Genomic DNA, 11988 nt, shown 5'->3' with positions numbered 1-11988 from the left:
GTGTCGACAGGTCGCACAGAATGTGCGATCGGCTCGCGACGATGACTCGCGGCCCTGGCTGTCACCAGCGCGCCCGGTCGGGCAGAGTGGTCCGGTGACCATTGAGCTCACCCGTCCGGTGTCCCGTCGGACGCTCGGCACCGAGACGCTGCTGGTGCTCGGCCTGTCGCTCGGGCAGTCCGCCGTCTACGCCACCGTGTCGATCATCGCGAAGCTCACCGCCGAGGGTGGGCTGTCGAAGCAGACCGCCGCCCTGAACACCTCCGCGTCGGCCCGGCCCTACCTCGATCTGACGTACCAGCTGCTCGGCATCGTGTTCGCGCTGCTGCCGGTGCTGCTCGCCGTACACCTGCTGGCGCGGAACCCCGGCGACCCGGTGCGGACCCTCGGCCTGGACGGCCGGCGACCCGGGGTCGACCTCGCCCAGGGCGCCGGGCTGGCGGCGCTGATCGGTCTGCCCGGCCTGGCGCTGTTCTGGGCGGCGGCCCAGCTCGGACTCAACGCCACACTGGTACCGGCCGCGCTGCCCGACCTCTGGTGGACGGTGCCGGTGCTGATCCTCGCCGCCTTCCAGAACTCGATCCTGGAGGAGGTGATCGTGGTCGGCTACCTGATGACCCGGCTGCGCCAACTCCAGTGGCGGGTCACCGCGATCATCGCGACCAGCGCTCTGCTACGCGCCTCCTACCACCTCTACCAGGGCTTCGGCGCGTTCGTCGGCAACGCGGTGATGGGTGTCGTGTTCAGCCTCTTCTACCTGCGTACCCGCCGGGTCATGCCGCTGATCGTGGCGCACGCCCTGCTCGACATCTTCGCCTTCCTCGGCTACACCCTGCTGCCCAAGTCCTGGTTCAGCTGGCTCTGACCCGGGTTCACCTGGCTTCGACCCGGCCTCCGGTCAACTCGGCCGGCGGGGTGGGCGGTAGCTGGCGATGGCGCGGGCGGCCAGGCGCTGCGCGGCGGCCGAGTCACCGGCTGCCGCGGCGAGCACCGCCGCACCGGGGATCAGTCGGGACACCAGCCGCAGGGCCAGCCAGCCACTGGCCTGCGCGGTAAGCGGGGCGGCCAGCCGCCAGGCGGCCTCCACCGCGCGCGGCCCCGGCGCCTCAGCTGGCCCGTCGGCCGCCCGCGCCGCCGCCAGCGCCATTCGCGCGCTTGTCAGGTCCGGATGCACCTGGGTCAGGACCAGCAGCTCCGCCGCCCGCTCCGGGTGCGCCGGATCGCGGTCGTACGCCGCCGCCAGGTGCAGCACCAGGTTCGCCTGTGACCAGAGCACCGCAGCCAACTCGACCGCCGGAGCGAAGGCCCCGGCCAGGGCGGCGCTTGCGCCACCGATCGCGGCCTGCCGGACGAACCGTTGGGTCGCCAGCCGGGCCAGCCCGTCGCCGTCCGCCTGCGGGTAGGTCTCCCGCAGCCGCCGGGCCCACGCGCCGGCCGGTGGGCCGAGCGCCTCCACCGCGGTCAGCGCCAGCAACTCCGGAGCAAAACCCGGATGATCGCGTACGCGCGCCACGAGCGCCCGCAGCTCCGATTCCGTGCCCATACCTGTGCTCGGGACGGTGGCTGTGGCTGTGTCCGTGGTCGGTGTGTCCGTGCTCGTGGCCGTGGCTGTGTCCGTCGGTGTGTCCGTGCCCGTGCCCGTGGCGGTGTCCGTGCCCGTGCCCGTGGCGGTGTCCGTGCCCGTGCCCGTGCCCGTGGCTGTGTCCGTGCTCGTGGCGGTGTCCGTGCCCGTGGCCGTGGCCGTGGCTGTGTCCGTGCTTGTGGCGGTGTCCGTGCTCGTGCTCGTGGCGGGTGTGCTGGCCTTTCGGGCCCGCGTGGCCTTGACCGGTGCCGCCGCCGTCTTCTTCGCGGGCGTCTTCCTGGCCGTTGCCTTCTTGGCCCGACCCGGTGCGGCATCCTTGCCGGCCTCGGCCGGTGGGGCGGCAACCGCTTCGGTCCCGGCTTCAGTCGGCTGAGGGCTGGTCACTTGTGGTTCGGCTCCGGTCTGCTCGGCTTCGGTAACTTGTGGCCCGGCCTTCCTGGCGGCGGTCTTCCTCGGTCTCGGGGCGGCCCGCCCTCCCGTCGAGGTGGGGCTCGACGCTGCGGCGGCAGTCGACCGGCGGCCCCGGGCGTTCGGTGCCGGTGCCGGCTGCGCGTCCCGGTGCTCCTCGGCGTTTGCCGGGGCCACCGCGAACGGCGCCGCCGACGTCACCGGCGGTACGACCGATCCGGGGACTGGCGGCGACTGCTCCGGGGCCGGCGGCGGCTGGAAGAACACGCTCGGGGCGGCCTTCGTTCGCCGACGGCGCGGCGGGTCGGAGTCACCCGGCGGGTCCTGGGCCGGCGGTGTGGGTACGGGCGGCGGCGTGAAGGTCGCCTTCGGGGAGCGCCGGCGTGCTCGCTCGGCAGATTCCGGCTTGGTCTCCTCGCTGGGCGGCTGCTCCTGCATGTCGATGGAGCGTAGTCCTGATCACGGCTGCGCACAGCGGTGATAAGCGGCCGATCCGACCTCGGACGCCTCGTTCCGGTAGTCGCTTTGCCCCCGGCCGGGCGTGGCCTGTATCCTCGGGCGCGGTGGTCTGCGGGCCACCGGGGAGACTTCGCCTAGTCTGGTCTATGGCGCCGCACTGCTAATGCGGTTGGGGTCTTAAAGCCCCTCCCGGGTTCGAATCCCGGAGTCTCCGCTCGAAAGGCCGGGCGGAACATCGTCCAACATCAAGATCTTGAGCCGCGTCCGCTGGGACGCGGCTTTTCTTGTGCTGCGCCGCAGCCGATCAGAGTCGCCGGGCGAGGCTGAAGCCGGTGCCCGAAGCTCCGGTACAGGTCTGAAGAACCAGGTCGGTGCGGCTCATCCAGGAGGGGATCGGCCCGCCCTTGCGTGCCTGCCACCGGTGGCCGGTCACTCGGTAGCGTCCGGCACACGGGCCGGTGGTGACCTTGACGATCGTGCCCTTCTCCAGGTCGTCGATCCAGTCCCAGCCGGCGTAGTCGTGCCCCGCGAGGAGGCAGGTGGGCGACGTCATCCAGGTCACCAACCTTCGCCGGTCGATGGTCGCCTGCGACCCGAGCGCGGTGACCGGGGTGAGCCGGACGACCTCCGGCTTCGCAGCTGGCGTCTTCTTCGGCTTGGTAGCTGGCCTGTCCTTCGGTTTCGTAGCTGGTTTCTCCTGCGGCTTCGTGGCTGGCCTCTCCTGCGGCTTCGCGGGGGTGCCGGTCGGGCTTGGCGCGGGTTTCGCGGGGGCGCCGGTCGAGCTTGGCGCAGGTTCACCGACGCGGCCGGTCGGGCCTGGCACGGGTTTTGCAGTCGAGCGGGACGGATCCGGCGCTGAGGCGCTCGACGGCGTGGCCATCGGGTAGCGCGGCGGTGCCACGTACCCCTGCCAACTGGGCTCGGACCCAGGAGTGGGAAACGGTTGGGTCACCGGCGGCAGGTCGCCCTCGGCCCAGCCGGTGGTTGGTGGCAGCAGCGGGCGCGACGTCGCGGCGGCCGAGGCGGAGAGGGCAAGGGTGACGATGCCCAGCGCGCCGCCTATCCGAATGGACCTTTTCATAGTGATCTCACTTCCGTGAGAGCCAGCGGGCCGTTAGCGTGTTTTGCCCGATTGTTGCGAGGGATCGAGAAATGTCCAAGGCAACCTGCCGCGTGGATCGTCGCTTTGTTCTCCCCGGTCGAGCGAGACCGGAGCCTGGCTCACGGCTGCGTACGTGGCTGCCTGTCGGTCGGCGGCGGCCAGGGCGGGGAGGTGGCAGCAACGCGGAACCCCGTTGCGTGGGTGGGACCTTGGTCGGGTAACGTGGTCGCCGAAGGCAGGCGATCTGGGACGAGTCGACCGGCGGGTCCCGAAGTCTGCACGCGAAGGCCAGGTGTGTAAACTGGCCGAGCACCAGCGCCCGTAGCTCAACGGATAGAGCATCTGACTACGGATCAGAAGGTTAGGGGTTCGAGTCCCTTCGGGCGCGCAAGATCATAAGGCGTCTGACCTGCGGAAGTGTAGGTCAGACGCCTTTGCTTTTTGTCGAGTCGTTGCCGTCCTGTTCCGAATGCTCAGCTGCCGTGTGGCCGAGTACGCCAGAGCCGTTGACGATCCCCTGGCTCTGCCGGAAGCCCTAGTCTGAAGGCGTGCCCGGCACGGCCACCTGCCGTTCGCTGGCAGGCGACACGCGCACCGAGGAGGGCCACGATCGTGAGCGCATCAGCCACCGACGGGTCGACGGGTCTCATGCCCGCGGTGTTCTTCGGCCACGGCAACCCGATGAACGCCCTCGAAGTCAACCGCTACACCACGGCCTGGCGGGCCTTTGGCGCGTCCGTGCCCCGCCCGCGGGCCATCCTCGTCGTCAGCGCGCACTGGTACATCAACGCCACCGCGGTCACCGCCATGCCCAGGCCCCGGACGATCCACGACTTCTATGGGTTCCCGCAGGAACTCTTCGACGTCCAGTACCCTGCGCCCGGGCTGCCCGAGCTGGCCACCGAGATCAGCGACGTCGTCCACCCGACCTGGATCGGCGCGGACGTTGACAGCTGGGGCATCGACCACGGCACCTGGTCGGTCCTGACGCACGCCTTTCCCGACGCGTCCATCCCCGTCGTGCAGCTCAGCATCAACGCCGACAAGCCGTTCGACTACCACGTCGAGCTCGGTGCCAAGTTGGCCACGCTGCGTGAGCGGGGTGTTCTCATCGTCGCCAGCGGGAACGTGGTGCACAACCTCCGCAGCATGGACTGGAGACTCACCGACGACGGGTACGACTGGGCGCGACGCTTCGACGAGGACGCCAAGGCCCGCATGCTGAGCGACCCCGCCGAGTTCGCGGCCCTGGACAGCCACCGCGACTACCGCCTCGCCGTGCCGACGCCCGACCACTTCATCCCGGCGCTGTACCTCGCCGGCCTCGCCTCGGCTTCGGGCATCTCCGACATCGACGTGCTGGTGGACGGCTACGCCTACGGCTCGCTTTCGATGACGGCCTACACCCTCGGTCTCGCCTGCCCAGAGGTCACCAGCGAAAAAGGGTCCCCGCGGCCTCCGGACGACCTGCCGCCCGACACCTCGAACATCTGACCTGGCACGCGCGGCCGGCGACCGACCGGCGCATACGCTCTTAGCCGAGAAGAGCGCGACACCGACTACGTGGACCGGCGATCGTCAGCCGGCGGCCAAAACCTCGCGGAGCCTCGCGGCGAATTCCTCGGGCTTGCCCGCGTAACCGAACTGACCGCCGAGGAAGCCGCCGTGATGGCTTGGGAACACCACGGCCTCCTGGCCGAGCAACGCCGCAGTGCCGATGGCCGTACGCGCGGTATAGGTTCCCGCCGACTCCTCTCCGACCGCGATCACGATTCGGGTCGATGCCGCGGTGAGCAGGCCCGGGTCGGGTCGGTAGTCACTGATCGCCCACGAGTTCTTCGACAACAACGGATCATCGCGGGTGCCGTCGTCAGCCGGCATGCCGAGCATCGCCGGGTCAGGCATGGGCTGGGCGAAGTAGTCGTCGGTGAACTCGCCCTGCCAGGACGTCATCGCGGTGAATGCGGCCATGCCCGCGCCGAAGCCGTTCGCCTGGTATGCCTCGTGAAAGGCGGCCCGGGCGCGCTCGGCGCCTGCGGCGTCGGGCAGCACGGCGTTGATCGGCGGCTCGTGTGCGACCAGCGTGACGACGTCGCCGGGGTGGGTCGCGACCAGTTCGAGCGCGGTCACCGCGCCGCCGCTGCTCGCGAATACGTCGACCGGCCCGGCGTCGAGCGCCTCGATCAGCAGGTGAAGGTCGGCTGCCTGCTGTTGCGGCGTGTGGTCGGACCGGCCGTCCGTGCGGATGCTGCGGCCCAGGCCGCGCGGGTCGTAGGTGACAACCGTGCGGTCCGTGAAGTTAGCGGCGAGGGCGTCAAAGCCCTCCGCCGTCATCGGCTGACCGATCATGAGTAGTGCGGGCCGACCGCCAGCTGGCGGGAGTGGTCCGCGCACGTCATAGACCAGGTCGACACCGGGCGCGGCAAGGGTGATTGTCCGTCTCGTCGTCATGACGGTGAGCCTACGATCAGGCTGCGACACGTGCGGGGAGCCAGCGAGCGCACAAGAACCAGGAGTTCCCACGGATGGCCGCACAGACGGGTGGGCGTTGACATGGGAAGCATGCTTCGTGAATAATGGATCGTAGTTCGAGGGGGAGTACCCGACGATCCACGCGCCGCCGTCAGTACGTTCTCGGCCTATCCGGGTTCCGGCCGCGCAGCCACCGATGCGGTGGCCCGGGGAGACCTTCGTCCGACAGTGCCGGCTGCTGCCCGGCCGGCTGGACGAAAGGCATTCCCGCATGACCGTCTCCTGGTGGGTCTGGGCGCTGCTGATGTTGGCGATCGCCGCAATGCTCGCGATCGATCTGTTCCTGCACCGCGACAACCATGTCATCGGCTTCCGGGAGGCCGCGATCTGGTCCGGCATCTGGATCGCCGCCGGACTGCTCTTCGGCGTCGTGCTGTGGGCCTGGCAGGGCGGCGAAGTGGCTGGCACCTACTACGCCGGCTATCTCATCGAGAAAGCGCTGTCGATCGACAACGTCTTCGTCTTCGCGCTGATCTTCAGCTATTTCGCCGTCCCCGCCGCCTTCCAGCACAAGGTGCTCTTCTGGGGCGTCATCGGTGCCCTGGCGTTCCGGTTGGTGTTCATCTTCGTCGGCGCCGAACTGCTGGAGACCTTCTTCTGGACCGCGTACGTTTTCGGGGCCTTCCTGATCTACACCGGCTACAAGATGGCGTTCCAGCACGGCGAGCAGACTCTGCCCGACCGTAACCCCGCTGTGCGCCTGGTCCGCCGCGTCATTCCGACCGACCCGGCCTACCACGGCGACAAATTTTTCACCCGAGTCAACGGCAAGCGCGTCGCCACCCTGCTGTTCGTCGTGCTCATCGCGGTCGAGGCCACCGACCTGATCTTCGCCATCGACTCCGTCGCCGCGATCCTGGCGATCACCACAAGCACGTTCATTGTCTGGACCGCCAACGCGTTCGCCATCCTCGGCCTGCGCAGCCTCTACTTCTGCCTGGCCGGGCTGTTGCGCCGCTTCGTGCACCTGCACTACGGCCTGGCCGTCCTGCTCGTCTTCGCGGGCGTCAAGCTCATCCTGTCCGAGACCCCGGTCGGCAAGCTTCCCATCCCGGTCACCCTCGGCGTGATCGTCGCGACGATCACCGTCTCCATCGTCTCGAGCCTGCGCAGTACCCGTGGTACCACCATCGACGGCGCGCCGGCCGAGCCTTCCACAAACGCGCCGGGCGGGCGATGACCACGAAGGGGCCGCGGTAAAGCAGGGAGTGAACCTCGACCGAGAATGGCTTCGCTAAGCGAGCTGGGAGAGCCGGCGGCGGGCGTCGTCCGCCGCCGGGTCGTCCAGGGCCTCGTAGATGCGTACGGCCAGCTGCCACGCCGAGCGGGCCGCCTCGCGGTCGCCCATGGCCAGCCGGACGTCGCCGAGCCGGGTCAGCGTCTCCGCCTCGTGATAGCGGTCGGCGGAGTCGCGGAACAGCTGGATCGACTGTTCGTACAGTTCGGCGGCGTGGCCGTGATCACCCAGCCCGGCGTAGGCGAAGCCCAGGCTGTCCAGCGTGGCCGCCTGCCCGTTGTGGTCGTCGATCTTCCACAGGATGCTCAGGGCCTCCGTGCAGTGGGTGATGGCCCGGTGGAAGTCGCCGGTCGTCGCCTGGATGTAGCCGATCGCGTTCAGCGTGCGCGCCTCACCGGCGGGCGTGCCGGCCAGGCGGTGCAGCACCAGGGCTCGCTCACCGTGCGCGATGGCCTCGTCGGGGCGGCCTCGCTCGTACGCCAACTCGGTGCGGCTGTGCAGGACCTGCGCCTGCCCGGCCAGGTCACCGATCCGCTCGTAGAGTGACAACGCCGACTCCAGCCGGGTCTCGGCGTCGTCGTGCCTGCCGAGGCGCAGGGCGGCGCGGGCCAGCAGGCGGTTCGACAGAGCCTGTCCGGACTCGTCGCCGGCTTTCTCGGCGGCGGAGACGGCGACCTCCTGGACGGCGAGCTGGTCCTGCCAGAGACCGCGCGGAGCGAGGAACGCCGTCACCGCCCAGGCGAGCTGCCAGGCGTACGAGTTGAAGCCGAACTCGGCCGCCTGCCGCACGATCCGGACCAGCACGTGGTGTTCGGTGGTGAACCAGTCGAGGGCCGTCTCGCGGGCGGTCGGCGGCGTCGCGAAGCTCGCCGGCAGCGGCGGCTCGGGCGTGATCGGCTGCCACTGCGGCTGGAGCAGGCGAGCTGCGGGGTAGCCCGTGTGGAGGTAGTAGTCGAACAGGCGGTGCAGGGCGGCCTCCCGCTGATCGTCCGGCTCGGACTCGCCGACCAGCTCGGCCGCGTAGGTCCGCAGAAGATCATGCAGCGTGTAGCGGTCGGGCTGATGCTCGATGAGCAGGTGCAGCCGGGTCAGCTCGCGCAGCGTCGAGCGGACCCTGGCCGGCTCGACGCCGGTCAGTGCCGCGGCGACCGGGCTGGTGAAATCGGGGCCGGGATGCAGGCCGAGCAGGCGGAACAGCCGCGCGGCCGGCTCGCTCAGCGCCCGGTAGGACCAGGAGAACACGCGCCGCACATCGCCGTCAGCGAGGGCGTCCAGTCGGGAGTCGCGCGGGCGCAGTTCGGCGGCGAATGCGGCGAGCGGGAAGGCCGGCTTGGCGGCGATCCGTGCCGCCACAATGGACAGAGCGAGCGGCAGGCGGCTCGCGGCCTCGATGATGTCGGCGACCGCGGCCGGTTCGCGGGCGATCCGGTCGGCGCCGAGCCAGTTGCGCAGCAGGCGCCGGGACTCCTCGTCGGTAAGCACGTCCAGGGTCACCGAGCGGGCACGCTCCGCCGCGACGAGGGCGGTGAGCTGGTCGCGGCTGGTGATGACGACGGCGCCGTGGCCGGTGCCGGGCAGCAGCGGGCGCACCTGCTCGGTGTCGCGGGCGTTGTCCAGCACGATGAGCATCTGGCGGGCCGCCAACAGGCTGCGATAGAGACCGGCCCGGGCGTCGGTGGTGACCGGAATGCGGGCATCGGGCACGCCGAGGGCCTCAAGGAAGCTGCGTAGCGCCTCGGCCGGGGTCATTGCCTCGGCCTCGTCGTAGCCGCGCAGGTTGAGGTAGAGCTGGCCGTCGGGGAAGCGGTCGACTACCCGGTGGGCCCAGCGCAGCGCCAGCGCGGTCTTGCCGACGCCGGCCATACCGCTGATCGCCGAGATCACCACGGTGGCCGGCTCCGTTGCGGCCACTGCGGCGTCCAGCAGGGCCAGTTCCGGCTCGCGACCGACGAAGCCGGTCGCCGCGAGCGGCAGCTGTGCGGGCCGGCGGCCGGGCGGCTGTTCCTCGGCCGGGGCCGGGCCGGCACGATGGTGCAGGATGTCCTGGTGCAACCGGCGCAGCTCCGGCCCCGGGTCGAGCCCGGTCTGTTCCGCCAGCGCCTGCCTGGCCTGTTGGAAGGCGTCGAGGGCGCCGGAGACGTCGCCGGTGCGATAGAGCGCCGTCATCAGCTGCCCCCACGCGCGCTGCCGCAGCGGATGCTTGTCGACAAGCGTCCGTAGCCGCTGAATCACTTTCGCCGTTGCGCCGGCCTGCAACAGGGCGGCCGCGTGGTCCTCCTCGGCGAGCAGGCGGTGCTCCTCAAGCCGCCGCACCCGGCGGGCCAGCACGGGTGTGAGCGGCAGGTCGGCGAGCGGCGCGCCCCGCCACAGGTCGACCGCTTCGGCCAGGTCAGCCGCCGCATCCTCGGGCCGGCCCTCGGCGAGCGCCGCTCGGCCACGCGCGGTCACCTCGTCGAAGCGGTCCAGGTCGCGCTCGCCGGGCTGGACCACCAGTTGGTAGCCGCCGGGCACGGACGGCAGGCGGTCGCTGCCGAGAAGCTGCCGCAGACCGCGTACGTAGGTCCGGAGGTTTGCCGCAGCGGAGGCCGGCGGGTCGTCCGACCAGAGGGCCGCGCTCAGCTCGTCGGTGCTGATCACCTCTCCCGGGCGCAGCAGCAGGCTGGCCAGCAGCAGGCGCTGTTTAACCGAGACGAGCGGGATTTCCTCGCCTTCCCGAGACACCCGCAGGGGACCGAGCAGGTCGAAGCGACAGGACGCTGCTGCGGAGGGATTCGCCCGGAGCGCCACCTGCGAAAGCTTACCCATGTACGCGCGATGTACCAGGCATGTGCGCCCTCCGTTGTAGCTTTCGCCGCGTTGTTCCTGGCACCGCTCGAGGAGGCACCGCTCCGTATGGATCTGCGTCTCCCCGCGCTGTCCTCGTTCCGGCGGTTGCTCGGTTATGCCCGCCCGCACCGCCGGGTACTCATCCTCGGCGCGGTGATCAGCTCGGTCGGTGGCATCGGCGCGCTGACCACCCCGCTGCTGGCGAAGGAGTTCGTCGACCGGCTCGGCTCCGGCCGCCCGGTCTTCTGGCTCAGCGTGCTGCTGTGCGCGATCGTCCTGGGTGCCGCCGTGATCTCCGCAGCCGGCCGTTTCGTCATCGACCGCACCTCCGAGCGCATCGTCCGCGACGTGCGGCTCGACCTGGTCTCCCGGCTGCTGCGGCTGCGGGTGCCGGCGGTCGACCGCACCCCGCCCGGCGACCTGATGGCCCGGGTCACCTCCGACACCACCCTGCTGCGGCACGCCACCACGAACGACCTGGTCGACCTGGTCCTCGGCCTGATCGTGCTGCTCGGCATGGTCGGCTTCATGGCCTACCTCGACCCGGTACTTGTCGGCGTGGTCGCCGCGGTCATGGTGGTGGTCGGCGCCGCCGTCCTGCTCGTGCTGCCCCGGTTGGGCGCCGCGAACCGGCGCGCCCAGGACGCTGTCGGCGACATCGGCGGCGCGCTGGAGCGGGCGCTCGGCGCCCTGCGCACCATCAAGGCAAACGGTGCCGAGCGGCGGGAGGCCGCGACCATGCACCGCAGCATCGATGCCGCCTGCGCCGAGGGGACCCTGGCCGCCCGGTGGAGCGCGCTCGCCGGCTCGGCCTCCGGCCTGGTCGTCCAGCTCTCGTTCCTCGCTGTCTTCGGCATCGGCGGTGCCCGGGTGGCCTCCGGCGACCTGCCCGTCTCCTCGTTGATCGCCTTCCTGATGTACCTCTTCTACCTCTACTCGCCGATCAACCAGGTGGTCCAGGGCGTCAGCGGCCTCCAGGCCGGCATCGCCGCGGTCGACCGGATCACCGAGGTCTACGAGCTTCCCGCCGAGCCCGAGAGCGACCAGGCGGTCGCCGGTGTGCACACCCGCAGTGGTCCCGCGCTGGCCTTCCGCTCGGTTTCCTTCCGGTACACCGAGGACGGCCCGCCGGTGCTCGACGGCGTCGACTTCGAGGTGCCCGCCGGTGGCATCACCGCCCTGGTCGGCCCGAGCGGTGCCGGCAAGTCCACGATCTTCGCCCTGATCGAACGGTTCTACGAGGCCGATGCCGGCGTGGTCGAGCTGGCCGGCGAGGACGTCCGCAAGCTGGACCTGGGTGGGCTGCGTGCCGAGATCGGCTATGTCGAGCAGGACGCTCCGGTGCTCTCCGGCACGCTGCGGGAGAACCTGCTCTTCGCCGCCCCGTACGCCGGCCCCGCCGAGTTGGCCGCCGCAATCGCCGCCACCCGGCTGGACAAGCTGGTCGACCGTCTGCCCAACGGGCTCGACACCCGCGTGGGACATCGCGGCATGACCCTCTCCGGCGGAGAACGGCAGCGCATCGCCATCGCCCGCGCCCTGCTGCGGCGGCCACGCATCCTGCTGCTGGACGAGGCGACCTCGGCGCTCGACGGCATCAACGAGCTGAGCCTGCGGGACGCGATCGACGAGGTGGCGGGCATCAGCACCGTCCTGATCATCGCCCACCGGCTCTCCACCGTGACCACGGCGCGGCAGATCCTGCTGCTCGACCACGGGCGCGTCCGGGCCCGCGGCACCCATGCCGAACTTCTCCGCGACGACGACCTCTACCGCACCCTGGCGACCACCCAGCTACTGGCGGCCGCCGCCGACCCCTCTCCAGCCGCAACGAAAGGCTGA

The 11988-nt window shown here is 70.6% G+C and carries 10 protein-coding genes and 2 tRNA genes; 8 read left to right on the top strand and 4 right to left on the bottom strand.

Annotated elements, in window-relative coordinates; genetic code table 11:
- The first annotated feature begins 94 nt into the window (after positions 1-94).
- Positions 95-865: a CPBP family intramembrane glutamic endopeptidase gene (locus QQG74_RS30885; RefSeq protein ID WP_341718132.1), complete on the top strand. Its 771-nt coding sequence runs from the start codon at positions 95-97 to the stop codon at positions 863-865.
- Positions 866-898: 33 nt separating this feature from the next.
- On the opposite strand, the gene QQG74_RS30880 is transcribed toward QQG74_RS30885, so the two are convergent.
- Positions 899-1543: a hypothetical protein gene (locus QQG74_RS30880; protein ID WP_341718131.1), complete on the bottom strand. Its 645-nt coding sequence runs from the start codon at positions 1541-1543 to the stop codon at positions 899-901.
- Positions 1544-1559: 16 nt separating this feature from the next.
- Between QQG74_RS30880 and QQG74_RS30875 the strand changes: the two genes are divergently transcribed.
- Positions 1560-1955, top strand: a complete 396-nt coding sequence (locus tag QQG74_RS30875) for a hypothetical protein (RefSeq protein WP_341718130.1) — start codon at positions 1560-1562, stop codon at positions 1953-1955.
- A 617-nt stretch (positions 1956-2572) separates the two neighbouring features.
- A tRNA-Ser gene (locus tag QQG74_RS30870) sits at positions 2573-2663 on the top strand.
- Positions 2664-2753: 90 nt separating this feature from the next.
- Here QQG74_RS30870 and QQG74_RS30865 read toward each other — a convergent pair.
- Positions 2754-3002: a hypothetical protein gene (locus tag QQG74_RS30865; protein WP_341718129.1), complete on the bottom strand. Its 249-nt coding sequence runs from the start codon at positions 3000-3002 to the stop codon at positions 2754-2756.
- On the opposite strand from QQG74_RS30865, the gene QQG74_RS30860 reads away from it, so the two are divergent.
- From QQG74_RS30860 to ygiD, 3 genes are all read left to right on the top strand, one after another.
- On the top strand, positions 2989-3336 hold the full coding sequence (locus QQG74_RS30860; RefSeq protein WP_341718128.1) for a hypothetical protein: 348 nt from the start codon (positions 2989-2991) through the stop codon (positions 3334-3336). The genes QQG74_RS30865 and QQG74_RS30860 overlap by 14 nt on opposite strands.
- A 530-nt stretch (positions 3337-3866) precedes the next feature.
- Positions 3867-3939 (top strand) — tRNA-Arg (locus tag QQG74_RS30855).
- A 224-nt stretch (positions 3940-4163) separates the two neighbouring features.
- Entirely contained in the window at positions 4164-5045 is an 882-nt protein-coding gene (gene ygiD, locus QQG74_RS30850) for a 4,5-DOPA dioxygenase extradiol (RefSeq protein ID WP_341718127.1), read from the top strand.
- Positions 5046-5129: 84 nt separating this feature from the next.
- Here ygiD and QQG74_RS30845 read toward each other — a convergent pair whose 3' ends face one another.
- Positions 5130-5885 carry an alpha/beta hydrolase gene (locus QQG74_RS30845; RefSeq protein WP_341718126.1) on the bottom strand — a complete coding sequence of 252 codons (756 nt, stop codon included), beginning with the start codon at positions 5883-5885 and terminating at the stop codon, positions 5130-5132.
- A gap of 409 nt (positions 5886-6294) precedes the next feature.
- Between QQG74_RS30845 and QQG74_RS30840 the strand changes: the two genes are divergently transcribed.
- Complete coding sequence (locus QQG74_RS30840) at positions 6295-7263, top strand: TerC family protein (RefSeq protein ID WP_341721456.1); 969 nt, start codon at positions 6295-6297, stop codon at positions 7261-7263.
- Positions 7264-7317: 54 nt separating this feature from the next.
- Here the strand turns inward: QQG74_RS30840 and QQG74_RS30835 are convergent, their stop codons facing one another.
- A complete protein-coding gene (locus tag QQG74_RS30835) occupies positions 7318-10107 on the bottom strand; it encodes a BTAD domain-containing putative transcriptional regulator (RefSeq protein ID WP_341718125.1) in 2790 nt (929 codons plus the stop codon).
- A gap of 105 nt (positions 10108-10212) precedes the next feature.
- Between QQG74_RS30835 and QQG74_RS30830 the strand changes: the two genes are divergently transcribed.
- Entirely contained in the window at positions 10213-11988 is a 1776-nt protein-coding gene (locus QQG74_RS30830; protein WP_341718124.1) for an ABC transporter ATP-binding protein, read from the top strand.

This window comes from Micromonospora sp. FIMYZ51, from assembly GCF_038246755.1.
Lineage (GTDB): Bacteria > Actinomycetota > Actinomycetes > Mycobacteriales > Micromonosporaceae > Micromonospora.
The sequence above is the reverse complement of the archived record's forward strand: the minus strand, read 5'-3'. Positions and strand labels throughout refer to the sequence as shown.